The following is a 24,416-nucleotide window of genomic DNA, read 5'->3' as shown; positions in this document are numbered from 1 at the left end:
CCATCGCCTTGCCCCAAGTCTTCTTCTGGCTTCACGCACCGGCAAGGCGATGTTTTCCCTTAGGTTTCATATCTCCCGTAGACGGCCTGGCAAAAGCGATGCTAGGTAGCCTTTCACAGAGGGAAACAGGCTTTGACGCCGTGAAACGGGAAGGACCGCCGTGCCGCACGACGTTGCATTGATCGCATTGATTGCCGCCGGCTTCGTGTTCGCGGCCATTTTCGGCTATCTGGCCGACAGGCTGCATCTGCCGCCGCTGGTCGGCTATCTGGTGGCCGGCGTCATCATAGGCTCGTCCACGCCGGGTTTTGTCGCCGATGTTTCCCTAGCGTCGCAATTGGCCGAGATCGGCGTCATCCTGCTGATGTTCGGCGTCGGTCTGCATTTTTCTGCTGCGGATTTGTTGGCGGTGCGCGGCGTCGCCATCCCCGGAGCCATCGGACAGATCGCGATCGCGACGCTGCTCGGGGTGGGCTTGACGTCGCTATGGGGCTGGAGCGTCGGCGCCGGCGTGGTCTTCGGCCTCAGCCTTGCCGTTGCCAGTACGGTCGTGCTGTTGAAGGCGCTGGAAGAGCGCAATCTCGTGAGTTCGACGAATGGTCGTGTCGCCGTCGGCTGGCTGATTGTCGAAGATCTGGCCATGGTGCTTGCGCTCGTGCTCTTGCCGGCCTTTGCCGGTGTTCTGGGCGGTCACGCGGATGCCGGCGGCCATGCCGCTTCCGGTTCGATCTGGCTGACGATCGGCATGACGCTTCTCAAGGTGGCCGCTTTTGCAGCTGTCGCGATCTTCATCGGCCCGCGTGTGGTGCCATGGCTCCTGACTTCGGTTGCGCGCACGGGTTCGCGCGAGCTGTTCACGCTGTCGGTTCTGGCGATCGCGCTCGGTATCGCCTTCGGTGCGGCAGAAATCTTCGGTGTGTCCTTTGCGCTCGGCGCCTTCTTTGCCGGCCTTGTGATGAGTGAATCGCATCTCAGCCACAGGGCGGCGGCCGACTCCCTGCCATTGCAGAATGCCTTTTCGGTTCTCTTCTTCGTGTCCGTCGGGATGCTTTTCGATCCGACCGTTCTGATCCGCGAACCGCTGATGATTATTGGCGTGCTTGCTCTGATCATGCTCGGCAAGGCATTGATCGCCTTCTGTGTCGTTCTGCTGCTGCGCTATCCCGCCAGCATCGGTTTTGCTGTTGCGGCCGGCCTTGCGCAGATCGGCGAATTCTCCTTCATTCTCGCGGGGCTCGGCGTCTCGCTTGGATTGCTGACGCGGGAAGGGCAGGATCTCATTCTCGCCGGTGCGATCCTGTCGATCACCCTTAATCCACTGGCTTTCTACGCCACGGAAAAGCTGGAAAACTGGGCCTTTGCGCGCTGGCCGTTCCTGGCGAACAAATATGGCATGGCCAAGCAGGAGGCTCTTCGCCGCCAGCTGGCCGTCATCAACAAGCAGCGCGAGGAGCGGGATCGCCAGCATCATCTCGAGATCGAGCAGCTCATCGAAACCTTCCCGATGTTTGCCGAACTTGATGATAACGAGCATGAGGAACTTCTGCTGCTCTTCCGCCCGAGATCGGCGTCGCCCGGTGACCGGGTGATCAGAACCGGCGATCGCGGTGACAGCATGTTCTTCATCGCCTCCGGTGCTGTCGAAGTGCAGCTGGAGAATGACGAGATCCGGCTCGGCGCGGGCGCCTTCTTCGGTGAAATGGCGCTGCTGACGGGGGCACGCCGCACGGCCGATGTCGTTGCCGTCGATTTCTGTCAGCTCTTCGTGCTGGATCGCCGAGATTTCAATCTGTTCATGTCGCGCCATCCGCAGCTGCGTGCCGCCGTCAGCCGCATGGCGCGGGAGCGGCAGGAGAGCAATGTGTCACGCCAGCGGCGCGACCTTTCCCAGGATGCCAGCTGATATCAGGCTGATGTTTTATCGGCGTTTCAGCCAGCTTTTCGAAACACGGCAGGCCATGGTGTAGGCAGGGTCGAAGACGTTGCCGACATCATAGCGCACGACCTGACCGAGCAGGTGGCTGGCTGCGGTCTTGTCGAGACCGTAATCGGAGCCGAGCCAGCGCAGCATCTCGCTGGTGGCATGCTGCAGGGCTTGATCGAGCGGCCGGGCATTGCCGATGGTGAAAATATCCTCCGCCGTCTCGCCGCGCGGCCAGATGATCGTCTTTTTCTTTTCGACGCTGAGGCGCACCGTCACCTCGAAAGTGGTCTCTATCCCGGTGCCGACGATCTCGCCGTCTCCTTGCACTGCATGGCAATCGCCGAGGAAAAAGAGCGCGCCAGGCGTCGAAACCGGAAACCAGATGGTCGTGCCAGGCCCCAGCAGCCGATAATCCATGTTGCCGCCGAATTCGCCGCTGGTGGCGGTCGATATGGCCTGACCGAGCGACGGTGCGACCCCGAAGCAGCCGATCATCGGAGCCAGCGGCAGGGTAAGGGTTTCGAGACCCGCCACCGGTTCGGCCAATCGCGCCGTGAGATTCTGGCGGTCGATCTGCCAGATAACCCTCTCGCGTGCCGGTAGCGCCCGGACATCCTGCGGATCGACGACGTTGGCGGCGACCACGCTGCCGGTGAAACCCGTATCGCGCGTCGGCGCCATTGCGAGAATCTCGACCTTGAGAGAATCTCCCGGCTCAGCACCCTCGACGAAGATCGGCCCGTTCATCGGATTGGGGCCGGATATCTGGCGGACATCATGCTTGTCGTAGCCGGCGGCATCGAGCGTTTCGGTAACAACCGTATCGCCATCGGCAACATGCAAGGCCGGCGGCAGCGAGCCGATGACATTGTGATAAAGGGTAGGGGCGAAACGGTGTATTGCCATTTTGCTTAAGCCTCACGTGGAATCCGGTCGCGTCAGCCTATGACGACTCCGAACGTCTGGGAAAGAGCGCAGCGACCACATTTATGCAGAAAGGCCACTTCGTTTGGTATGCGGTTAAATGCCTGCCGCCGCAGACAAGCCTCAAGCAAAATGATCGCGAAATGCCTGCGGCGTCGTGCCGAATTTCCGCATGAAATTGCGTCGCATGGTTTCTTCCGAACTGAAGCCGCAGCGCATGCGTGCCTGATGCACGCTCAGGCCTTCCTCCAGAAGGCGGCGGGCTGCCTCGATGCGGATTTCCTCCACGGCGCGTGCAGGCGTCCGCCCGGTCGCCTTCAAATAATGGCGCGAGAAGCTGCGTGCGCTCATATTGGCCTGCTCGGCAAGCGTCGGCAGGGAAAGATCGGCGCGCAGATTGTCCATGATCCAGCCATGCAGACGGTCGAAGCGTTCGCCGCCCTCCTGAAGTCTCAGTGCCGCACTGAACTGCGCCTGGCCGCCGGGGCGCTTGAGGAAGACGACGAGTTCGCGCGCGACGGAGAGCGCCAGTTTTCTCCCGAGATCAGCTTCGACCAGCGCAAGCGAGAGATCGATGCCGGCAGTCACGCCGGCGGAACTCCAGATCTGCCCGTCCTGAACGAAGATCGGATCGGGCTCAAGCTTCACTTGCGGAAAGCGCTTGGCGAATTCCTCGCAACGATTCCAATGGGTCGCTGCCCGCCGCCCGTTCAGAAGACCGGCTTCCGCAAGCAGAAAGGCGCCGCTGCAGACCGAGGCTATCCGTCGGGCATTCGCAGCTCGCCGGCGCACCCATTCGATCAGGTCGAGGTTCTCGCAGGCTTTATTGACGCCCCAGCCGCCGGCGATGATCAAGGTGTCGAGCGGTGTATCGATATTGCCGAGTGGGGCGGTCATGAGCACGAGACCCGAGCTCGTTTGCGTCTGCGGGTCTTCCGCGACCACGATGGCCTCGTATGGTTTCGGCCGATCGAGCTCATGCGCCGCCTCGTTGGCGCTGGTGAAAACCTGCAGCGGACCGGTAATGTCGAGCAGCTGGGCATTGTCGAACGCAAGAATTTCGATGCGGCGCATGATTGGCAAGAAATGACGGTGGTTTGGCAAATATGCCAGATCGTTGTCGCATAGGTTTGGAAAAGTCAATCCTTGGAGACATGTCATGACCATTCGCTTCGGCCTGCTTGCCTTTCCCGGCGTCCAGCAACTCGATCTGACCGCACCTTATGAGGTATTCGCCTCGATGGATGATGCGGAGGTGCATCTGGTGTGGAAGGACACGTCGCCGATCGTGTCGGCAACGAAGCTGGTGTTGCAGCCGACGACGACATTTGCCGAATGCCCGCCGCTCGATGTGATCTGCGTGCCCGGCGGCGTCGGCGTGAATGCACTGCTCGAGGATAAGGCCGTCCTGAGCTTCGTCCGGGAACAGGCGACCCGAGCGCACTTCGTAACATCGGTGTGCACCGGTTCTCTCGTCCTTGGAGCGGCCGGCCTGCTCAAGGGCAAGAAGGCCACGACCCATTGGAATGCGCTTGATTTCCTCGAGAGTTTCGGAGCCGTCGTCACGCCGGGGCGCGTGGTGCGGGATGGCAATCTCTTCACCGCGGGCGGCGTGACTGCTGGCATCGATTTCGGATTGACGATTGCTGCCGCTTTGCGCGGTCGAGAGGAAGCCGAGGCGATCCAATTGTCGCTGGAATACGCGCCAGAGCCGCCATTTCATTCCGGATTGCCCGAGAAGGCCAGCGCTGGGGTGTTGGCGAGAACCAGGCAACGCCTTGCCGGCTCGAGAATGGCGCGGCAGGAGATCGTCGCTCGCCTCACGGCGGCCAGACATGAGCCTGAATGAACATCGGCTTGTCCACCGGTACTGTCACCTCAATGAAACGGAGCATCGATAGGGAAGCGATCAACGGTTGATCGTGTCGAGGCAATGATGGGCAGCGGATGAATGGAAATTCCAGTCTCACGTCGCCCATCATACTTGACACAAATAGCTTTTCTGCGACCGTGGCATCACAATAGCGTCCACGGCCTTACGGGGAAAAGGCTTATTTGATGAACGAGTTCCGATCGTTGCGCTGCATTTTCCGTTTCGTCATGGCAGTGACCGTTCTGATATGTGCAGGCCTGGGGTCGATATCGCACGCTGCAGCCGCCGAGACATCCGAGATCGCTCCGCAGACAAAGGCTTCGAGCGAGCAGATCGAGAAGCTGATCGGCACCTTGCGTGACAGCGGCGCGGTGTCCGGAGCCGACCTGTTGCAACGCCGCTCCGATTTCGAAAAGCTCATGGCATCGACGCCAGGCCCGGCGCGTGTCCAGATACGGCGTGTCGACGCGAACGGGGTGGATGGCGATCTGATCTGGCCGGCACGATTGCATCATCCGATCGGGCGGCGTGCCATCCTTTATTTGCATGGCGGCGGCTTCTATAGCGGCTCCCTTCGGACGCACGCCAACATAGCGGGTTCGCTCGCCAAGGCCGCCTCGGCTGATGTGCTGTTGATCGATTATCGCCTCGCGCCCGAAAATCGCTTTCCCGCGCAGAAGGACGATGCCATTGCGGCCTATCGCTGGCTTCTGACATCGGGATACAAGGCCGGCAACGTTGTTATCGTCGGCGAGTCGGTTGGCGCGACTCTGGCCATCGAGGTCGTTTTGAACCAGCTTAGGCTGAGCGGTCCGCTTCCCGCTGCCGTGGTCGCGATGAGCCCGATTACCGATTTCGTTGCAACGGGCGCTTCCCTGGCCGCCAACGCCGCCAGCGATCCCTTCATGAACAAGGCCGAGTTGATCCTTATCCACGATGCGTTCGCGCGTGATCGCCTTCTCGCCGATCCCGATATATCACCGCTCTATGGCAATGTCTCCGGGTTCCCTCCGCTGCTGATCCAGGTCGGCGCTCGCGAAGTGCTACTTGATGACGCCTCGCGGTTCGCAGACAAAGTGCGCCAGGCGGGTGGCAATGTGAGCCTGGAAGTCTGGCCGGGGATGATCCATCAATGGCAGATTTTCCCGTTCTGGCTCGATGATGCGAGGAAGTCGAACGAGCGCGTTGCGCAGTTCGCGATTGCGCATTTCGTCGATAAGCCAGTGCAATAGCTCGCACACCTGGTCGAGCTCAATCTGATTGCGAAAATGTCTGCTCTTCTGCGATGCCTCATCAAGCGCGCTCGGTCGAACGGCTTATGGCGCCTAATTATTTATCGCAATAAATAATCGTGGATTAAATTTTTATATAGACAGGGCAGGCGAAAGCCATTATGCATGTCCATGTCGCAATAATAAATCGCACGATAAATTTAAGTGGAGATTGAAATGAGCCAGTCTATCCCTCAAGCTACTCGTCGGGGCGTTATGACAGCCGGGCTGGGCCTTGCCGCTGCTGCAGCTGCCAGCCCCTTCGCTCAACCTGCACAAGCCTCTACAAAGCAATCAACTTCGAAAGGTAAGGACACAATGAGCAGCAGCACGATCACCACCAAAGACGGCACCCAGATCTTCTACAAGGATTGGGGAACGGGCCAGCCGATCGTCTTCCATCACGGGTGGCCTTTGAGCTCCGACGATTGGGACGCCCAGATGCTATTCTTCCTTCATCAGGGCTACCGCGTCATCGCCCACGACCGCCGCGGCCATGGCCGCTCCAGCCAGACGGCGACCGGAAATGAAATGGATACCTACGCCGCCGATGTGGCGGCTCTTGCCGAGCATCTCGATCTCAAGGGCGCCATCCATGTCGGCCATTCGACAGGCGGCGGCGAAGTTGCGCGCTATGTCGCCCAGTATGGCGGCCATGGCCGCGTCTCGAAGGCCGTGCTGATCGGCGCCGTACCGCCGATCATGGTCAAGTCCGACAAGAACCCCGGCGGCCTGCCGCTGGAAGTCTTTGATGGCTTCCGTGCAGCGCTTGCAGCCAACCGCGCTCAGTTCTTCCGCGATATTCCGGCAGGGCCGTTCTACGGTTTCAATCGTCCGGGCGCAGCTGTTTCGCAGGGCGTTATCGATAATTGGTGGCGCCAGGGCATGATGGGCGGCACCAAGGCCCATTACGATTGCATCAAGGCCTTTTCGGAAACAGACTTCACCGAAGACTTGAAGAAGATCGAAGTCCCGACCCTCGTCATGCATGGCGACGACGACCAGATTGTGCCGATCGCGGATTCGGCGCTTCTCTCCTCGAAGCTGCTGAAGAATGGCACGCTCAAGGTCTATAAGGGCTTCCCGCACGGTATGGCCACCACGCATGCGGACGTGATTAACGCCGACCTGCTCGCCTTCTTCAAGGCCTAAGCATTAAAATGGTCATGCGCCCGCCAAAAAGGCGGGCGCTTCACAGCCTGCCGGGTGCTGGTTACCACCCTCACCATTTCAGCTGTCGAGTTTCAACGAGAGCTGAACGGCGCGGGGCAAGGGCGGTAGCGGCCGGCTGATTTCAACGCGGCGCGTCCATGTGGCGCGCCGTTCCTGTTCGCGCTCCCGAAGGGCCTTCGAGACAGCGACAAAGGTCATTGCACGTTCGATGACTTGTTCTGCCTTGGTCATGGAAATCTCCATTTGTTCACTTTATGTTCTCATATGGAGTTCTGAAAGTCAAGCAAGGCAGCGTTCGGGCCGCGGCCGCCGAGGCACAGCGGCTTTCCAATGGAAAACGCCAACCAGCGACTCTAATTCCCTTGTAATTTATGGGTGATTTTCGGCCAAACTCGTCAATCAGAAAATGTGGTCTTGCCTTTGCCCTATCATTGATAAAGAAGCAGCGGGCTTTCGTTTTGAGCATCATTGACGGTGCAGATTGATCTCGCTGGTTACGACCGATTTGCCGGAGCTCAGATCCTTGTCGATGGTCCGGAGCGTCAGCTGGCCGTCGCCCTGCCTGCGAATGGTCATACTGGCATCGCGATCGCCATTGACGAGACGTGCCCAGCGCACCGCCAGATTGATGACATCGCCCTGCCTGCTGCCCGACAGCTGCGATGTCGCACCGGAAGGACCGGTGTAGGTACCTGAGTATCTGTTTCCGCGCGCCGTGAGCTGGGCCGAGATCGCGCGACTGATGATGAGAAGGCCGCGGCAGTTTCCCCTCATCGAAATCGAGGAACCCGGTGCGCTGATGGTGAATCTGCAGGAGACATTGATCGGCGCGTCGCCGATCTTTCGAAGCACCTTGCCGGTTCCCGTCCAGCTGCCGTTCAGCGGCTTCAAAAATCCGCTTTCATCGGCGGCGGCAGGTGTCGCCAGGCAAACAGCGGCAAGGAGGGCAAGAAGGCACGCTTGATAACGCATGATATCAATCCCTTCGTCAGACTAACTAGGAACGTCGCAGGCTATGCTCAGTTCCCAGGCAGTCAGAGCCAGTTGATGCGCTTCAGAATATAGAGAGTGATGATGGAGGTGACGGCGACCAATACGACGATGATGATGAAGGCCCAGGTATCGTTGACGCCTGGAATGCCGCCGACATTCATACCGAACAGGCCGGCAACGACGCTCGGCGGCAGCAGCAACGCGGCAAGCGCTGCAAGCCTGTTGGAGTTGCGGGCGATGCGCTCGCTGATGACGGTCGAAAGGTCATCGTGCAGGATGCCTGTCCGGTCGCGGATTGCATCCAGATACTCGATGCAGCGCATCAGCTTGTCGATGACCTCACGCATGCGAAGCTTGTCGCGTTCGGCAAGCCAGGGAGCGTCGTCATGTTCGATGCGATTGAGGGCATCGCGTTGCGGCGAAAGATAGCGTCTTAGCTGCACGGCGCGTCTGCGAAGCAGCTTCAGGCGCTCGCGGACTTCGGCGGCCTCGCCATGGAAGATCAGCTCATCCAGCTCGTCAACTTCCTCATCCATCTGATCAAGAACGGGCTCCAGGTCCCTCACGAGCTTGTCGCTGACGAGGGCAAGCAGTTCGCCGGTGCGCTTCGGCCCCTTGCCCTTTTCGAGCGCCTGGCGAATGTCCCGAAGAGCGGTGATGTAATGGCCGCTGTCGCGAAGCGTCACGACGCGGTTTTCGTCCACCCAGGCATGCAGGGGAACGAGATCCAGATCCTCGATCGCCACATCCGCCTCGTCAGGCGGTGCAGCGCAGACGCCGCGAAGAATGATCAGCAGGCCGTCATCAACCGGCTCGACACGGGGACGTGATTCATCCTCGAGCAACGCGTCAGCGACGAGCGGATCGAAACCGCCATTTCGTGTTATCCAAGCGGCCGCCGCATCATGGTCACGCTCGAGATGAACCCAGAGAATTCCGTCTGCCGGCTTCCAACTCTGCAGGCCAGCGGCACCGATCTCGCGACAGCTGCCGTTGCCGTCGAGAAGGACGGCGAAGCGTATGCCCGGCTCGGCGCCGTAGCTGAGTTGAACCTTCCGGCCCTCGATCTCCATCCGCTCCCATCCTCCCCCGAGTGTAAAAGGAAAGCGAAATCATGCAGCTATTTTCAATAGTTCTAGCACCGAGAACGTTAAGGTGAAACTGCAGTTTAACGCGAATGATCGGTTATGATGCCAGACCGTTCATTCTGCCGCCGCGGCAAGACAGCTATCGATGATCGTACGGACCTCGGCACGGCAGGAGCCGCAATTGGTTCCAGCATTAAGCTTCTTGCTGACGGCTTCGACACTGTGACAGCCGCCGCGAATAGCCGCGACGATTTGATTGACGCCGACGCTGAAGCAGGAACAGACCGTCGCACCGGCATCAATCGCATCGGCTCCCGGCCTGCCTGCGATCAGCGCAAACCGCTTGTTGAGATTGCCGTGCGATGCCGAAAGCTGGGCGATCGCCCAGTTTCGGGCGACCGCGACGGGCTGGCGGGCGACAAAGAGAGCCGCAAGCAGCCGCTCGCCATCGAAGAAGGCAAGGCGCAGGTCTCCGGAGGCCCGATCGGCATAGCCGAGCGGCTCGAGGTCAACTGGTATATCGAATGTCGCGCGGCACCAGCTGACCCAGTCGTCCGGTACCAGATCGAAAGCAAGTTCTGTCCGCCATCCACCATCGGTCTTGGCAAGCGCCCAATAGGCACTCTCGAGGTCGCGCGGCTTTGCTGTAGAGACCGTGAAGCAATAATGCGAGGCCTGGAAGCGGCGTGCGCAGACTGCGACATTCTTCGACGCGGGCTGACCGGAAATCGGATCTGTAAGGGGAGCGACCACGGCGTCGATGCGGGCTTTGGCGGCGAAGCTATCGTTCCAGTGGATCGGTACGAAGAGGCTGCCGCGCGCCTGCCGCTCTGTCACCAAGGCGCGGACGATCACCTTGCCATGCGGGCTCTCGATCTCGACTAAGCCCGCTTCGGCGACACCGATCTCGATTGCATCACGCGGATGGATCTCGACGAAGGGCTCGGCGATGTGGCCCGATAGGCGGGCGCTTTTGCCGGTGCGCGTCATCGTATGCCAGTGATCGCGAACGCGTCCGGTATTGAGCGTCAGGGGGAAGCGGCTGTCTGTTCGATCGGTAGCCGGCGGCTCTATGGCGATGAAGCGCGCCTTGCGATCGGAATGATAAAATCCGCCATTCACAAAGAAGCGGGTGATCCGTGGTGCCGCCCCGGCTGGCTGTGGCCATTGGAACGGCGTGAGCGCGTCGTATTCTTCTGTGGCGATCGCTTGATAAGCGCCGATGTCGAAGTCCCGGCTGCCCTCGTTTTCGAAGCCGGAAAGGCCCGCGTGCTCGGCGAAGATCTCCGCATGTGTGCGAAACGAAAAGGCTTGCGAAAATCCCATGCGCCGGCCGACTTCGGCCATTTGCCACCAGTCGGGCCTGGCTTCGCCGGGGGCTGCGAGAAACTGGCGCTGCCTCGAAATCCGCCGTTCGGAATTGGTGACGGTGCCGTCCTTTTCCCCCCAACCCAGCGAGGGCAGCAGCACATGCGCGTGCCGCGTCGTATCCGTCTCGCGCAGGATGTCGGAGACAACGACGAAGGGACAGGCTCTGATGGCCGCCTCGACGGCATCGGCGTCCGGCATGGAGACGACGGGGTTGGTCGCCATGATCCACAATGCCTTGATGCGGCCGTCGGCGACGGCGCGAAACATGTCGACCGCCTTCAATCCCGGCTTTCCGGCAATCCGCGGTGACTGCCAGAAGCGCTGCACGCGGTCGCGATCCAAAGCGCTCTCGATCGCCATGTGAGCGGCAAGCATGTTGGCGAGGCCGCCGACCTCGCGGCCGCCCATGGCATTCGGCTGGCCGGTCAGTGAGAAGGGGCCTATACCGGGCCGGCCGATGCGGCCGGTCGCGAGATGGCAATTGATGATGGCGTTGACCTTATCGGTGCCGGATGAGGATTGGTTGACACCCTGGCTGTAGCAGGTAACGACCTTCTCGGTCTGCGCAAACAGCCGGTAGAATTCGCGAAGCTGCATGGCGGGCAGGCCGGTCAGCTCAAGCACGTGGTTGAACGACAGGGCGCCGGCGGCTGCGAAGGCCTCGGCAAAGCCGCCGGTATGCTCTGCAATATAATTCTGATCGATGGTGTTGCTTGTGATCAGATGCTCGAACAGGCCCAGGAAAAGGGCAACGTCGCCATCCGGCCGGATCGCCAGATGCAGATCGGCGATATCGCAGGTCATGGTCCGGCGCGGATCGATGACGACGATCTTCATCGTCGGCCGTGCCGCCTTTGCCGCCGCCAGCCGCTGGTAGATGACCGGATGGCACCAGGCGAGATTGGAGCCGGTGAGGATGACGAGGTCGGCAAGCTCGATATCCTCGTAGGTGCCGGGCACCGTATCCGAACCGAAGGCGCGGCGATGACCGGCGACCGAGGATGACATGCAGAGCCGCGAATTCGTGTCGATATTGCCCGAGCCGATGAAGCCTTTCATCAGCTTGTTGGCGACGTAATAATCCTCCGTCAGCAGCTGGCCGGAGACGTAGAAGGCAACGGAATCCGGTCCATGCTCGGCAATCGTCTCACTGAGGCGTCTCGCGACCAGATCAAGCGCATCGTCCCAGCTTGCCCTCTGGCCGGCAATTTCCGGATGGAGCAGACGGCCGTCGAGATCGATAGTTTCACCGAGCGCCGAGCCCTTCGAGCATAGCCGTCCGAAGTTGGAGGGGTGGTCGGGATCGCCTTTGACGGAGACCTTGCCGTCGTCATCGACCCTGGCGATGACGCCGCATCCGACGCCGCAATAGGGGCAGGTGGTTTTGGTTTCAATGGACATGGGTGGGGTCCATGAAACTCAAAGGACGTGGCGAAACACCCCCCTCTGTCAGCTTTGCTGACATCTCCCCCACAAGGGGGGAGATCAGTGGGAGCGTGAGATTGCCTCCGCGCTGCGAAAATGATGACTCCGCTTGCAGGAGCACCATATGATCTCCCCCCTTGTGGGGGAGATGTCCCGAAGGGACAGAGGGGGGTATTCTCCCGCGCACCGTCATCCTCACTCCGCCGCCATCATCAGGCTTTCGAGCGCGATGAAGAGCGCCCCGTCCTCGTTTCGGACCGGAATAGTCCGCACTTCGCCCTGATCGGCGCCAAGCGCCTTGCCGGTTTCGAGCGAGATCACCCAGTTGTGCAGCGGACAGGTCACGGCTTTACCGTGAACGATGCCCTGGGAGAGCGGCCCGCCTTTGTGCGGGCAATGATCCTCGATGGCGAAGACCTCGTTTTCTGCCGTGCGGAACACGGCGATCTTGCCCTGCGGGGTTTTCACGCAGCGTGCGCCCCGAGGCGGGATGTCGGAGATGTCGCCGATTTCGATCCAGTTCATATTCATCTCCTCACTCGGCGGCCTGCGGGAAGCCGACCGTCGCCATCGGCTTGAACTCATGTTTGTCCTTGCCGGAGACGCGCTCCGACCAGGGATCGACCTGGGCGAATTTCTGGCTGAAAACAAAGCGCTCGTAATAAGCCTTGCGCTTTTCGGCATCACCCATGATCTGGCGGCGGATCTCATCGAGGCCGATGCGCTTGGCCCATTTGTAGATGCGCTCGAGATAGCGGGCCTGCTCACGATACATCTGCGTCAGCGCCACGATGTGTTCCAGCGCCTCGTCCTCCGTCTTGACGAGGCCGAGCACTTCCGTGCCCTTGATGTCGAGGCCGGCGGCACCGGCGAAATGGATTTCGAAGCCGCTGTCGACGCAGATGACGCCGACATCCTTGCAGGTCGCCTCGGCGCAGTTGCGGGGACAGCCGGAGACGGCCATCTTCACCTTCGCCGGCGTCCATGAGCCCCACATGAATTTCTCGATGCGAATGCCGAGACCGGTCGAATCCTGCGTGCCGAAGCGGCACCAGTCGGAGCCGACGCAGGTCTTCACCGTGCGCAGCCCCTTGGCATAGGCTTGTCCCGAGATGAAGCCAGCCTTGCCGAGATCAGCCCAGACGGCGGGCAGATCCTCCTTCTGTACGCCGAGAAGGTCGATACGTTGGCCGCCGGTCACTTTCACCATCGGGATCTCGAACTTGTCGACGACGTCGGCAATGGCGCGCAACTCGTTCGAGCTGGTGACGCCGCCCCACATGCGTGGCACCACGGAATAGGTGCCGTCCTTCTGGATGTTGGCATGCACGCGTTCATTGATGAAGCGCGACTGGTAGTCATCGGCATATTCGTCCGGCCAATCGCAGACGAGGTAATAGTTCAGAGCCGGGCGGCACTTGGCGCAGCCGCAGGAGGTTTTCCATTCAAGCTCCTGCATAACGGCAGGAATGGTCTTCAGTCCCTTGGCTTTTATCAGCCTTCTGACATCGTCATGGCCGAGCTCGGTGCAGGTGCACATCGGTTGGACGGCGGCAGGGTTGTAGCTGTCGCCGAGCGTGATCGACATCAATTGTTCGACAAGGCCAGTGCAGGAGCCGCAGGAGGCTGAAGCCTTCGTGTGGGCGCGCACGTCGTCGAGTGATGTCAGGCCCTTAGCCGTGATGGTCGAGGTGATCTTGCCCTTGCAGACGCCGTTGCAGCCGCAGATTTCCGCATCATCCGGCAAGGCTGCAACGGCCGCCATAGGGTCCAGCGGCGACCCTCCCTGATAGGCCTGACCGAAGATCAGGGTATCGCGCATCTCAGAGATATCCACCGCCTTCTTCTTCAGGTCGTTGAACCAAGCGCCGTCGGCGGTCTCGCCGTAGAGCACGGTGCCGATGATCCTGTTGTCCTTCAGCACGAGGCGCTTGTAGACGCCGGCCGCCGCGTCGCGCAGGACGATCTCTTCGCGATCGTCGCCATCGGCGAAGTCACCGAGCGAAAACAAATCGATGCCCGTGACCTTGAGCTTCGTCGGCGTGTCTGAATGCACGAAGGCGGCGCTCGCGTCGCCAGCGAGGTGCGAGGCGGCGACACGCGCCATCTCGTAGAGCGGGGCGACGAGGCCATAAACCATGCCGCCGACTTCGGCGCATTCGCCGAGCGCCATGATCGAGCCATCCGAGGTCTGCATACCGTCATCGACGACGATTCCGCGGTTGACGGCGATGCCCGCTTCCTTGGCAAGGCCGACATTGGGACGGATTCCGACGGCCATGACGACGAGCGTGGCCGGGATCACCCGTCCATCGTCCAGTTCGATCCCCTCGACCTTGCCGTCGCCGATGATCGCCCTGGTATTGGCCTTGGTGATGACCTTGATGCCGCGCTCCTCGACAGCCTTTTGCAGGAGATAGCCGGCGGCGGGATCGAGCTGACGTTCCATCAGAGTCGGCTGCACATGAAGAACGGTGACATCCATACCACGCAGGCTAAGCCCGGCTGCGGCTTCAAGACCAAGCAGACCGCCGCCGATGACAACGGCTTTTTCGCGTGACTGAGCCGCAAGCAGCATGGCCTGCACGTCGTCCAGATCACGATAGGTGATGACCCCGCGCAATTCCTTGCCCGGAACCGGAATGATGAAGGGAACGGAGCCTGTCGCGATCACAAGCTTGTCGTAGCTCTCCATCACGCCGTGATCGGAGGTGACCGTCTTTGCCGCCCGGTCGATGGCGACGATCTTGTGTCCCTTGTAGAGCGTGATGCCGTGCTTGATGTACCAGCCGTCGCCATGGATGATGATCTGCTCGAAGTCCTTTTCGCCTGACAGCACCGGCGACAGCATGATGCGATCGTAATTGACGCGCGGTTCGGCGTTGAAGATCGTGACCTGATAGAGGCCGGGCGCCTTTTCCAGCAGATGTTCCAGCATGCGCCCTGGCGCCATGCCATTGCCGATGATGACGAGTTTCTGGGTCATGGTATCACTCCGCGGCTTCGACGAAGCGGTGGCGTTCGTAGAGGAACTTCAGCACGGCCTCGCGGCATTTGAGGTAGGTTCTGTCGGACGCAAGCTCGATGCGGTTGCGCGGCCGCGGGATCGGCACTTCAAGGACATCGCCGATATTAGCGGCCGGGCCATTGGTCATCATGACGATGCGGTCGGAGAGCAGCACGGCTTCATCGACATCATGGGTGATCATCACCATCGTGCTGCCGAGGCGGGTGTGGATTTCCATGACTGCATCCTGAAGATGGGCGCGGGTGAGGGCATCCAGCGCGCCGAAGGGCTCGTCGAGCAGCAGGATCTTTGGCTCCATGGCGAGTGCGCGGGCAATGCCGACACGCTGCTTCATGCCGCCTGATATTTCCGAGGGACGCTTATCCTTGGCATGTGCCATCTGCACGAGATCGAGATTGCGCATGACCCAATCATGACGCTCGGCCTTGCTCTTGGTGCCGCGAAACACCTTCGAGACAGCGAGATTGACGTTCTCGTAAACGCTGAGCCAGGGCAGCAGGCTATGGTTCTGAAAGACCACGGCGCGATCCGGCCCCGGTGAGTTCACCTCGCGATTCTCAAGCAGCACTGCGCCGGCGGAGACCGGCGTCAGGCCGGCAATGAGGTTCAAAAGGGTCGACTTGCCGCAGCCGGAATGGCCGATGATCGACACGAATTCGCCTTTGTCGATGATGAGTTCGATGCCTTTCAGGACTTCGGCACGTTGGCCGCCGCGATCGAAAAATTTGTCGATATGATCGAGCTTCAGATAGGCGCTCATTGGGTTCTCCTCAATTGCTCGTCATGCCGCGGGTGACGACGGCACCGAGGCCTGCGACCAGGCGGTCGAGGACGAAGCCGGTGATGCCGATGTAGGCGAGTGCGACGATGATGTCGGGCAGACGCGAGGAGTTCCACGCGTCCCAGATGAAGAAGCCGATGCCAACACCGCCGGTCAGCATCTCGGCGGCAACGATTGCAAGCCAGGAAAGCCCGGCGCCGATGCGAAGGCCCGTGAAGATGTAGGGAGCGGCCGCCGGCACCATGATGCGGAAGAAGAATTCGATCTGGTTTAGCCGCAGCACCTTGGCGACGTTGCGATAATCCTGTGGAATGTTGCGAACGCCGACCGCCGTGTTGATGATGACAGGCCAGATCGAGGTGATGAAGATCACGAAAATCGCCGAGGGATTGGAGTTCTGAAAGGCCGCGAGCGACAGCGGCAGCCATGCCAGCGGCGGCACGGTACGCAGCACCTGAAAGATCGGGTCGAGACCGCGCATCGCCCAGACCGATTGTCCGATCACCGCACCGATCAGCACGCCGGCAACGGCGGCAAGGCCGAAGCCATAGGCGACGCGCTGCAGCGAGACGAGCACACGCCACGCAAGCCCGATATCCTGCGGCCCGTTATAGAAAAAGGGGTAGACGATGAGGTCGTAACTGTCCTGCCAGACCTGCGAAGGCGGCGGCAAGCTGGCGCCCGGCTGCTCACAGAGCAGCTGCCAGATAGCGAGCAGAAGCACCAGGACTACCAGGGGCGGCAGGGCGTTACGCAAGACCGAGACAGCGATACGACCTGGATTGATGCGCCGAGCCGGGCGGGCTGCCAATGTCACGACATCGCTCTTTGCGGGAGCAGGCGCTTGCGCAACGGCAGCTTGCTGTTTGCGGGCGGTTACGGACATTGAACGAATCCTTTTTGGAAGAGAGTGCCGAGCATCATGACGCCACCTTGATCGAGAGGCTTTCGAGGTAGGCAGTGGGATTTTCGGGATCGAAAACCTTGCCGTCGAAGAAGGTTTCCTTGCCGCGCGAAGTCGATGCGGGAATGTCCGACGCGGCAACGCCGAGATCCTTGGCGGCATCGCGCCAGATGTCTTGGCGATTCACCTGGCCGACGAGCGTCTTGATATCGGTATCGGGAGCGAACTTGCCCCAGCGAATGTTTTCGGCGATGAACCAAGCGTCGTGGCTCTGATAGGGATAGGAAACGCCTCCCTTCCAGAACTTCATGTAAAGATCGGTGCCCTTGGCGATCCGGCCGTTGCCGTAGTTGATGTCGCCCTTGAGGCGGCCGAGCACGTCCTTGGGCGGCACGTTGAACCATTGCCGCTTGCCGAGAATGGCCGCCATCTCCTCCTTGTTGTCCATGCTGTCGCACCATTGCTGGGCTTCCATGACCGCCATCAGCAGTGCCTTGGCCGCATTCGGATTCTTTTCGATCCAGTCTGCGCGCATGCCGAGCGCTTTTTCCGGGTGGCCCTTCCAGATTTCGCCGGTCGTACAGGCGGTAAAGCCGATCCCCTGATTGACGAGCTGCTCGTTCCAGGGCTCGCCAACACAGAAGACGTCCATGTTGCCGACCTTCATGTTCGCCACCATCTGCGGCGGCGGTACGACGATGGTCGAGACGTCCTTGTCGGGATGGATGCCGCCGGCGGCCAGCCAATAGCGGATCCAAAGATCATGCGTGCCGCCGGGGAAGGTCATGGCCGCCTTGATCTCCTTGCCCGCGGCTCTTTTCGCGTCGAAGGCGGCTTTCAGCTTGGATGCGTCAAGCTGCACACCGGTTTCCGCATATTCCTTTGCAACCGAAATGCCCTGGCTGTCGTAATTGAGACGGGCGAGGATCGCCATCGGCACGGCTTGGTTGTTCTGCGTTACCTTGCCCGTGTGCATGAGGTAGGGGAGCGGTGAGAGGATGTGGGCGCCGTCGATGCCGTTTGCCGCCCCGCCGAGCACGAGATTGTCGCGGGTTGCACCCCAGGAGGCCTGCTTGGCCACATCGACGTTGGAAAGGCCATGCTTTTCGAACAGGCCTTTTTCCTTGGCAATAACCAGCGGTGCGGCATCCGTCAGCGCGATGTAGCCAAGCTTGACCCCCGACACTTCAGGTCCGGCGGTTGCTGCAAAGGCGCCGGAGGGGAGAGCGGTCCTGACGGTGCCGATCAGGGCTGCCGTGGCGGATGTCTTCAAAAGGTTTCGGCGCGTAATACCACCGGAAAGGATCTTCTTCACTTGCAGTTTCCCCTTGTTTTGCTCGTGACGCGTGGATTTTGGACATAAAAAAACGCCGCTCGGTTGATGCAGCCCGGGACAGGAAAGGAATCCTCGGGGCAAGAACCTTGCGACGTCGATGTCTTTGCGAGCGCGTTTTCCGCGCATTGCGTGCTTCGATCGCCGTTGATCGAAGCGAAATTGAATAAGCAAGCCGCGTGCCAGTTTTTCACGGCGCGATCATAGCATTGTAATTGCTCGATTATTCAGGAAGATGGTTCGAAGGCCGCTGTGCGGGCAGTTGCGATTTCTGCAAATATTTTGAGCGGATGCCGCTCGCCCGGCTTTTGATCCTGCGTTTATTCTGTGCAGCGCAGCATGCCTGGAGGCTAGATGTCGTCACTCGAAGACTGCGTCGCGCTTGTCGTTTTCACGGCAAATCCGGCGACATAGGCGGCGATTTCCGCTGGATCGAAAATATGGCCGTCCATGAAGCGGTCGCCATCCCTGCCGCCCTCAATACGGATATCGGCATCGTCGGGCGACGCCTCGCTGCCGAGTGCCAGCCGATAGAGATCGGAACGGTAGGCCGAGGCTGCCATCTTCATGTTCTGCTCGGAAAATGCGCTTTGCCCCCAGCGTATCATCTGGCTGAAGATCCAAAGTGCCTGGCTCGGGCGCGGATAGTTGGCAAAGCCGCCATGGAAACTGAAATACCTGTCGATGATGCGGCGATGGCCTCTGGCATCAAGGTTGAATTCGCCTGCCAGCACATGGCGGATGATGTGCACAGGTGCCGCAATATAACGCTGATCGGCAAGCGCTTCGGCTAGGGAATCGTGATTTTCCGGCCGGTCACACCAGCGCGCTGCTGCGTCCAGCGCCACGATAAGGCGCGACACGGTTTCCGGATGGCTTTCGGCCCATTCCGGGCGCATGCCGATCACCTTTTCGGGTGCGGAGGGCCAGATATCCTGCTTGGCTGCGACGATGCGGCCGACGCCTCGTTCGGATGCGACCATGTTCCAGGGGGCGCCGACGCAGAAGCCATCGATGGCGCCGGCGGCGAGCGCATCGGATGTGAGAGGCGGCGGCACGACGACGAGCTTCACGTCCCGGTCCGGATCGATGCCGCCGGCGGCCAGCCAATAGCGGAATTCGTAATTATGCGACGAGAAGGGATAGGTCATGCCAAGTGTCGGCGGCTGCTCCCCGCGCGCCTTCATAGTGTCGACCACTTTCGCAAGCGCCTGCGAATTTTCCAGTGCGCTTGCCTGATCGGACAGGCCTGTTTCTTCGCACATGCGGTCGAACAGCCGCGTCGATAGCGTGATGGCATTGCCGCCGCAGCCGAGAGAGAATGGCGTGATCGTGGGCGAGGGGTTCGAGCCGAGCCCGAGCATCGCTGCGACCGGCATCGGCGAGAGCATATGGGCGATGTCGAACTGGCGAAAGGCAAGACGGTCGCGGACATTGGCCCAGGAGACGTCCTTGACGAGATCGAGGGCGATCCCCTCCTTGCGGGCGAAACCGAATTCCGCCGCCGCAATCAGGACAGAAGCATCGACGAGCGGGATGAAGCCGGCGCGCAATATGCGCGGGCCTTCGCCGGTAATCTGGGCAGGCGCCGAATGATTGCTGTCACCCGCCTGTTGGGCTTTGGCGGAACGGGTTGCTTGCGCTCTCATATTCACTCCGATGCCTCCCCTCTCAAGGCGACGGACAAGATGGGGCTCGGTACGCTCACATCAGCAACCCCGCTGCCGTCACAACGCTTTGCGCGATTTCGGACATCTTCTTCTTCTCGTTCATGGCCGTCTGTCGCAGCAGCGCGAAGGCTTCCTCTTCCGAAAGGCCGCGCATCTTCATCAAGATTCCCTTGGCCCGCTCGACGATCTTGCGTTCTTCAAGCGCAGACTTGGCGTCCGCCAGTTCCCGCTGTAGCCGGCTGAAGGCATTGAAGCGGCTGACGGCCATATCGAGGATCGGCTTGACCCGCTCCTTCTTGAGGCCGTCGACGATATAGGCTGATACGCCGGCCTCGACAGCCGCTTCGATCGAGGCGGTGTCGGAACGATCGACGAACATGGCGATTGGCCGCCCTACCGTCCGCGTCAGCTGAAACAGATGCTCCATCATGTCGCGGTTTGGATTTTCGAGATCGATGATGATGACGTCGGGACGTAGCGTCTCGATCGTGCGTGCGACGCCCTGCACTTCATGGATGACCGTCACCCGCGCATGACCAGCCTCCCGCAGCCCCTCTTCGATGATCGAGGCGCGGATCGTGTTTTCATCGATCACAAGAATGGTCAGATCGAGACGGCTCATTGCATCTTTATGACGCAATGCAGCAAGGCGAACAAGTGCTGTTAGCTGAAATATTGGGCGATTTTAAAAATCGCCTAAATATTAGGCTATTTTGACCTGTTCTGGCTATTTCCTTATCAACGCTGCCAATAGGCGGCGATGCTGAAAGTGCTAGGATCCCTGACTATCTCGCTCTTGATGAAAGCGCGGACGGCACGCGCCTGCTTCTGTTCGCAGGCGACCCAGACAAAGGTTTCCGGATCGGCCGCAGGCACGATGTCGCGCAGGATGCGTTCAAGCGTATCCGTCCTCCCGGCAGCGGCATCATTGCGATGCAGCCAGGTGACATTCATCGATGCGCTTGATGTCAGCGGCTGCTCTTCTTGTTTGTCGGCGACCTCAAGAAGGATCCGCAACTCGGCATCGGCAGGCACGGAGGCTGCAATGCGGGCGATGGCCGGCAGCGCGGTTTCGTCGCCGGCGAGAATGAGCTTGCGTGCTGTCGGCACGCCGCCGCCACCGGGGCCGATCAGGCCGGCACGATCGCCGCGGCGCGCGGTCATCGCCCAGGTCGCTCCCGGCACATCGTCGCCTTCATGTACGACGAAATCGATATTCATCTCGCCGCGGTCAAGATCGATGCTACGGATCGTATAGGCGCGGATGGTCAGCGCATCATCGCCCTTCGGCCAATGGATGCGGCCGTCCGGCTCCGTATGCGGCCAGACCGGCTCGCGGCCTTTCGGCGGAATGAGCAGGCGCGCATGCAGGCCGCCCTCGACGAAATGCCTGGCATCATCAGTCGCGACGACGACGCGGCGCATATGCGGGGTGATATCGTAGGCATCGACGACCCTGATTTCGCGGAAGTTCGGTATGGCTGATGGTTGCGGGCCGTCGGCCCAATCGAGGGCAAGCGTGTTGCTGGTGGAGAGTTCGAACAGGTTTTCGGCGACCATGCTGCGGATCGTGAAGAGCATGGCTGCCGTCGGGCAACGTAGCTTGATGTCGAGACGATCATTGCTGACGGCGATGTCGGCGCTGCCGATGACGGTATCGAGGCGGGCTCCGGCCTCGCTTCGCGTGATGGTGACATGTTCGGCAAAACGCGCGCAGAACTGATCCAGCAATTGACCGGCATCCTTGTGGGTTGCCACGCCGGAAGCGGTGAAATCCCTTGTATGCATCATTTTTTCGTCTCCTTGCGGGTCAGGAACCAGATGAGATAGAGCCCGCCAATCAGCGCCGCGAACAGACCGACGGGAACCTCATAGGGAAAGATCACAATGCGCGACAGCCAGTCGGCCAGCACGAGCAGCATGGCGCCAAGCAGCAAGCTCGCGCCCAACTGTTTGAGGGTGCTACGAAAGCCTATGAGGCGCCCAAGATGCGGTGCGATCAGCCCGGTCAGGCTGAGCGGGCCGACGAGGAAAGAGGGGATCGCAGTCAGGATGGCCGCAAGAACCGCCAGAGTGAGGCGGCTTGCCGTAACCGAGAGGCCGACGGAGCGCGAAACGTCGCCGCCGAGCGGCAGCACATCGAACCATCGCCTCAGCATCGGCAGGATCGGAACAAGAAGCACAAGCGAAATGGCGCCGGTCCAGGCTTCGAAGGAGCCGGCCCGATTGGTGGAGCCCGACAGCCAGGTCAACAGGAGATAGGCGCGCAGATCGCCGCGTGAGAGAACGACAGTGACGATTGCCATGCAGAGGGCGCCAATGGCGACGCCCGAAAGCAGCAGTCGCTCGGGGTCGAAGCCGCGGCGCGCGCTGAATGCCATCATGGCGAGGAATGCAATCAGCGCGCCGATCGTCATTGCGGTGATCGTGACGACGGGCGAGGGGAATGCAAAGAGAAAGAGTGCAATCGTCAGGCCCGCCCCGCCGCCGGCGCTCACTCCCAGGACCTCGGGGCTTGCGAGCGGATTGGCGGTGAGGCGCTGCATGATGAAGCCGGCTGCGGCGAGCATCGCGCCGGCAGTTGCCGCAACGACGGTGCGCGGCAGGCGGAAAGGCAGAAGTTCCCGAAACTGGCTGCCGAGTGCCACGTGCCAGCCATCGAAACTGCGCCCGACCGACAGAACAATGAGGATCAGAAGAACGAAGCCGAGTGCGAGCAAGGCAAGCGCTCGTCCCGGTGCTGCAATCGTCAGCCGCGCCCGAGGACCGTCAACGGCGCGTCGCGCATTGCCGGAATGCAGGCGCCGCAGAAGCAGCAATAGGAGGGGGCCGCCAAGGAGCGCGGTCGCTGCTCCCGTCGGGGCAAGGTCGGTGAACCCCGGCGAGAGGAGCTGCACCAGGCAATCCGTCAGGAACAGCAGGCCGGCGCCGGCGACAGGGGCGGCGATCAGCAGGTGCTGCGTGCGCCGCGCGCCGCAGAATCTGGCGATGTGAGGTGCGGCAAGCCCAAGAAAGCCGATGATGCCAACCTGCGCCGTCACCGAAGCCCCCAGCCAGACGGCAAGCGCCAGAATGGCGAGGCGCATGCTGTGCAATGCAAGGCCAAGGTTCTTGGCGCTGCTGTCGTCCAGGCTCATCACCGTCAGAGGACGGACCACTACCAATGCGGCTGCAAAGCCGATGATCAGGCGCGGCGCAAGCGTGACGACACCGTCCCAGTTTTGCTGGTTCAGCGCGCCCGCGCCCCAGATGAAGACGGACATGACATATTCGCCGCGCGCGAGAATGATGGTGACGCTAAGTGCGGTTGCAACCAGCGTCGCCATCATGCCGCATAGCGCCACCGTCACCGGGTCGAGACCACGCCTCCAGCTCAATGCCAGAACGATCAGGACCGCAGCAAGCCCGCCGACAAAGGCAGAGATCTCCCGCGGCAGGCCGATCAGCAAGGGAAAGAGCCCGACAGCAATCGTCATCGCCAGCTGCGACCCGGCGGCGATCCCGAGCGTCGAGGCGTCGGCGATCGGATTGCGCAAGACTCTTTGCAGCAAGGCGCCCGAAAGGCCGAGAGCCGCACCGGCTATGATTGCGATAGCCGAGCGCGGCAGCAGGCTATTGGTGAGCAAGATATGGTTGAGTGCGGCTGCCTCGCGTACATCAGCGGCAAGCTGCGGCCGCGACAAGAGCAGAGCTGCAAAAGCAAGGATGCAGAGAGCGGCGAGCAGAGCACCGTTGCGTGCCAGCGATTTGCCTTGGGCAATCACAGGCGGCTCAACCATTCCATGCACGGTTGAGCCCTCCTGCAAGGAGATCGGCGAAGCGTTCTGCCGCCGGCAGCGCACCATAGGGATTGATCGAGCCGAGCATGAGGACGCGACCTTGCCGTACCGGCGGAAGCGCATTCCAAAATGCGCTTTGCTGGAGTTCCGCCAGAGCTTCGGCCGGATGCGGCGGGATGAGGACGATCCATGCATCCGGCATGGCGGCTAGCCGTTCGATGCCGACCGGTGCGGTCGCCGAATAACTTGTCAAATCCGGCCAGGCATTGGTCAGGCCGGTGCGGGTGAGAACTTCCCCGAACATGCTATCGGAGCCGAAGACGCGAAAGTGCCTGGCGTCGCCCAGATTGATCGGCAGGATCGGCCGGTGATCGCCCCTGCTGAAACTGGCGCGATAGGCTTCGAGTTTTTCGCGCGTCGCATCGACGAGGGCACGACCTGTCATAAGTCCGAGCCGCTCGCCGATCGCAAGGGTTGCCTGTTCCGAAAGCCGGTAAGGGCTGGCTCCGGGCTGATAAATGGCATGGCTCTCGACCGGTGCGATCAGCCGCATGCGATCGTCGGCCCAGGTATAGAAATTGGAATTGAAGATCAGATTTGGCCGGGATGCATAAAGGGCTTCGAAGTTCGGCGTGCCGCGCAGCCCGAGATCGGCAACGCCCGCGGGAATGGCCGGGGTCACGGCAACGTCGCGGAATTGCAGTAATTCGGTGCCAGCAACCACATTTGCGCCGATCGCCAGCAGGGTTTCCAGAATGGCCCAATCGAGCGTCGCCACACGCGGGCTCGCCGCGGCGCGCGCCGGCGTCAGGCCGGTGATCGCACTTGCGCCTGCCATCGCAATGAACTGTCTTCGAGACAGCTTATGAGCGTTTCCTG

20 protein-coding genes are annotated in these 24,416 nt (G+C 60.9%); 4 read left to right on the top strand and 16 right to left on the bottom strand.

The window, feature by feature from the left end; all coding sequences use genetic code 11:
- Positions 1–160 precede the first annotated feature (160 nt).
- Complete coding sequence (locus tag FBZ97_RS08770) at positions 161–1,903, top strand: cation:proton antiporter (protein ID WP_145318436.1); 1,743 nt, start codon at positions 161–163, stop codon at positions 1,901–1,903.
- A 15-nt stretch (positions 1,904–1,918) separates the two neighbouring features.
- Here the strand turns inward: FBZ97_RS08770 and FBZ97_RS08765 are convergent, their stop codons facing one another.
- Positions 1,919–2,830 carry an acetamidase/formamidase family protein gene (locus FBZ97_RS08765; RefSeq protein ID WP_113355836.1) on the bottom strand — a complete coding sequence of 304 codons (912 nt, stop codon included), beginning with the start codon at positions 2,828–2,830 and terminating at the stop codon, positions 1,919–1,921.
- A 141-nt stretch (positions 2,831–2,971) separates the two neighbouring features.
- Positions 2,972–3,922 carry a helix-turn-helix domain-containing protein gene (locus tag FBZ97_RS08760; RefSeq protein WP_145318433.1) on the bottom strand — a complete coding sequence of 317 codons (951 nt, stop codon included), beginning with the start codon at positions 3,920–3,922 and terminating at the stop codon, positions 2,972–2,974.
- 85 nt (positions 3,923–4,007) lie between these two features.
- Between FBZ97_RS08760 and FBZ97_RS08755 the strand changes: the two genes are divergently transcribed.
- From FBZ97_RS08755 to FBZ97_RS08745, 3 genes are all read left to right on the top strand, one after another.
- Positions 4,008–4,697, top strand: coding sequence for a DJ-1/PfpI family protein (locus tag FBZ97_RS08755; RefSeq protein WP_145318429.1), 690 nt, complete (start codon positions 4,008–4,010; stop codon positions 4,695–4,697).
- Between the two features lie 251 nt (positions 4,698–4,948).
- Positions 4,949–5,953: an alpha/beta hydrolase gene (locus FBZ97_RS08750; protein WP_145319993.1), complete on the top strand. Its 1,005-nt coding sequence runs from the start codon at positions 4,949–4,951 to the stop codon at positions 5,951–5,953.
- Between the two features lie 357 nt (positions 5,954–6,310).
- Positions 6,311–7,144, top strand: a complete 834-nt coding sequence (locus FBZ97_RS08745; RefSeq protein ID WP_113333156.1) for an alpha/beta hydrolase — start codon at positions 6,311–6,313, stop codon at positions 7,142–7,144.
- Between the two features lie 78 nt (positions 7,145–7,222).
- On the opposite strand, the gene FBZ97_RS34335 is transcribed toward FBZ97_RS08745, so the two are convergent.
- The 14 genes from FBZ97_RS34335 to FBZ97_RS08675 form a co-directional block, all read right to left on the bottom strand.
- Positions 7,223–7,396: a hypothetical protein gene (locus tag FBZ97_RS34335; protein ID WP_015342656.1), complete on the bottom strand. Its 174-nt coding sequence runs from the start codon at positions 7,394–7,396 to the stop codon at positions 7,223–7,225.
- A gap of 234 nt (positions 7,397–7,630) precedes the next feature.
- Positions 7,631–8,137, bottom strand: coding sequence for a hypothetical protein (locus FBZ97_RS08740; RefSeq protein WP_145318426.1), 507 nt, complete (start codon positions 8,135–8,137; stop codon positions 7,631–7,633).
- A gap of 62 nt (positions 8,138–8,199) precedes the next feature.
- Positions 8,200–9,231, bottom strand: a complete 1,032-nt coding sequence (locus FBZ97_RS08735) for a CorA family divalent cation transporter (protein WP_145318423.1) — start codon at positions 9,229–9,231, stop codon at positions 8,200–8,202.
- 129 nt (positions 9,232–9,360) lie between these two features.
- Positions 9,361–12,018, bottom strand: coding sequence for a nitrate reductase (locus FBZ97_RS08730; protein WP_145318420.1), 2,658 nt, complete (start codon positions 12,016–12,018; stop codon positions 9,361–9,363).
- Between the two features lie 219 nt (positions 12,019–12,237).
- Positions 12,238–12,573: a nitrite reductase small subunit NirD gene (gene nirD, locus FBZ97_RS08720; RefSeq protein ID WP_069614617.1), complete on the bottom strand. Its 336-nt coding sequence runs from the start codon at positions 12,571–12,573 to the stop codon at positions 12,238–12,240.
- A gap of 4 nt (positions 12,574–12,577) precedes the next feature.
- A complete protein-coding gene (gene nirB / locus FBZ97_RS08715) occupies positions 12,578–15,028 on the bottom strand; it encodes a nitrite reductase large subunit NirB (RefSeq protein WP_145318417.1) in 2,451 nt (816 codons plus the stop codon).
- Positions 15,029–15,032: 4 nt separating this feature from the next.
- On the bottom strand, positions 15,033–15,830 hold the full coding sequence (locus FBZ97_RS08710) for an ABC transporter ATP-binding protein (RefSeq protein WP_145318414.1): 798 nt from the start codon (positions 15,828–15,830) through the stop codon (positions 15,033–15,035).
- A gap of 10 nt (positions 15,831–15,840) precedes the next feature.
- The gene (gene ntrB, locus FBZ97_RS08705) at positions 15,841–16,737 is read right to left on the bottom strand and encodes a nitrate ABC transporter permease (protein WP_145318411.1); all 897 of its coding nucleotides are present in this window, start codon (positions 16,735–16,737) and stop codon (positions 15,841–15,843) included.
- A gap of 34 nt (positions 16,738–16,771) precedes the next feature.
- Positions 16,772–18,070: a CmpA/NrtA family ABC transporter substrate-binding protein gene (locus FBZ97_RS08700; protein WP_145318408.1), complete on the bottom strand. Its 1,299-nt coding sequence runs from the start codon at positions 18,068–18,070 to the stop codon at positions 16,772–16,774.
- Positions 18,071–18,438: 368 nt separating this feature from the next.
- Positions 18,439–19,737 carry a CmpA/NrtA family ABC transporter substrate-binding protein gene (locus FBZ97_RS08695; protein WP_145318406.1) on the bottom strand — a complete coding sequence of 433 codons (1,299 nt, stop codon included), beginning with the start codon at positions 19,735–19,737 and terminating at the stop codon, positions 18,439–18,441.
- A 55-nt stretch (positions 19,738–19,792) separates the two neighbouring features.
- Positions 19,793–20,380 (bottom strand): ANTAR domain-containing response regulator, encoded by a 588-nt coding sequence (locus tag FBZ97_RS08690; protein ID WP_069614611.1) that lies wholly within the window; start codon positions 20,378–20,380, stop codon positions 19,793–19,795.
- A gap of 116 nt (positions 20,381–20,496) precedes the next feature.
- A complete protein-coding gene (locus tag FBZ97_RS08685; protein WP_145318403.1) occupies positions 20,497–21,549 on the bottom strand; it encodes a siderophore-interacting protein in 1,053 nt (350 codons plus the stop codon).
- A complete protein-coding gene (gene fhuB, locus FBZ97_RS08680) occupies positions 21,546–23,537 on the bottom strand; it encodes a Fe(3+)-hydroxamate ABC transporter permease FhuB (protein ID WP_145319991.1) in 1,992 nt (663 codons plus the stop codon). Before fhuB ends, FBZ97_RS08685 begins: the two co-directional genes overlap by 4 nt.
- Positions 23,530–24,375, bottom strand: a complete 846-nt coding sequence (locus FBZ97_RS08675; protein WP_246661715.1) for an ABC transporter substrate-binding protein — start codon at positions 24,373–24,375, stop codon at positions 23,530–23,532. Before FBZ97_RS08675 ends, fhuB begins: the two co-directional genes overlap by 8 nt.
- Positions 24,376–24,416 lie beyond the last annotated feature (41 nt).

Source organism: Rhizobium sp. ERR 942 (genome assembly GCF_007828395.1).
GTDB lineage: Bacteria > Pseudomonadota > Alphaproteobacteria > Rhizobiales > Rhizobiaceae > Rhizobium > Rhizobium dioscoreae.
The sequence above is the reverse complement of the archived record's forward strand: the minus strand, read 5'-3'. Positions and strand labels throughout refer to the sequence as shown.

Bases quoted from the DNA above. Each gene is read 5' to 3' on its own strand.
- nirB (WP_145318417.1), bottom strand. From the start codon at position 15,028: ATGACCCAGAAACTCGTCATCATCGGCAATGGCATGGCGCCAGGGCGC.
- FBZ97_RS08710 (WP_145318414.1), bottom strand. From the start codon at position 15,830: ATGAGCGCCTATCTGAAGCTCGATCATATCGACAAATTTTTCGATCGC.
- FBZ97_RS08690 (WP_069614611.1), bottom strand. From the start codon at position 20,380: ATGAGCCGTCTCGATCTGACCATTCTTGTGATCGATGAAAACACGATC.
- FBZ97_RS08735 (WP_145318423.1), bottom strand. From the start codon at position 9,231: ATGGAGATCGAGGGCCGGAAGGTTCAACTCAGCTACGGCGCCGAGCCG.
- nirD (WP_069614617.1), bottom strand. From the start codon at position 12,573: ATGAATATGAACTGGATCGAAATCGGCGACATCTCCGACATCCCGCCT.
- FBZ97_RS08755 (WP_145318429.1), top strand. From the start codon at position 4,008: ATGACCATTCGCTTCGGCCTGCTTGCCTTTCCCGGCGTCCAGCAACTC.
- FBZ97_RS08730 (WP_145318420.1), bottom strand. From the start codon at position 12,018: ATGTCCATTGAAACCAAAACCACCTGCCCCTATTGCGGCGTCGGATGC.
- FBZ97_RS08745 (WP_113333156.1), top strand. From the start codon at position 6,311: ATGAGCAGCAGCACGATCACCACCAAAGACGGCACCCAGATCTTCTAC.
- FBZ97_RS08765 (WP_113355836.1), bottom strand. From the start codon at position 2,830: ATGGCAATACACCGTTTCGCCCCTACCCTTTATCACAATGTCATCGGC.
- ntrB (WP_145318411.1), bottom strand. From the start codon at position 16,737: ATGTCCGTAACCGCCCGCAAACAGCAAGCTGCCGTTGCGCAAGCGCCT.
- FBZ97_RS08750 (WP_145319993.1), top strand. From the start codon at position 4,949: ATGGCAGTGACCGTTCTGATATGTGCAGGCCTGGGGTCGATATCGCAC.
- FBZ97_RS08685 (WP_145318403.1), bottom strand. From the start codon at position 21,549: ATGATGCATACAAGGGATTTCACCGCTTCCGGCGTGGCAACCCACAAG.
- FBZ97_RS08695 (WP_145318406.1), bottom strand. From the start codon at position 19,737: ATGAGAGCGCAAGCAACCCGTTCCGCCAAAGCCCAACAGGCGGGTGAC.
- FBZ97_RS08675 (WP_246661715.1), bottom strand. From the start codon at position 24,375: ATGGCAGGCGCAAGTGCGATCACCGGCCTGACGCCGGCGCGCGCCGCG.
- FBZ97_RS34335 (WP_015342656.1), bottom strand. From the start codon at position 7,396: ATGACCAAGGCAGAACAAGTCATCGAACGTGCAATGACCTTTGTCGCT.
- FBZ97_RS08760 (WP_145318433.1), bottom strand. From the start codon at position 3,922: ATGCGCCGCATCGAAATTCTTGCGTTCGACAATGCCCAGCTGCTCGAC.
- FBZ97_RS08740 (WP_145318426.1), bottom strand. From the start codon at position 8,137: ATGCGTTATCAAGCGTGCCTTCTTGCCCTCCTTGCCGCTGTTTGCCTG.
- fhuB (WP_145319991.1), bottom strand. From the start codon at position 23,537: ATGGTTGAGCCGCCTGTGATTGCCCAAGGCAAATCGCTGGCACGCAAC.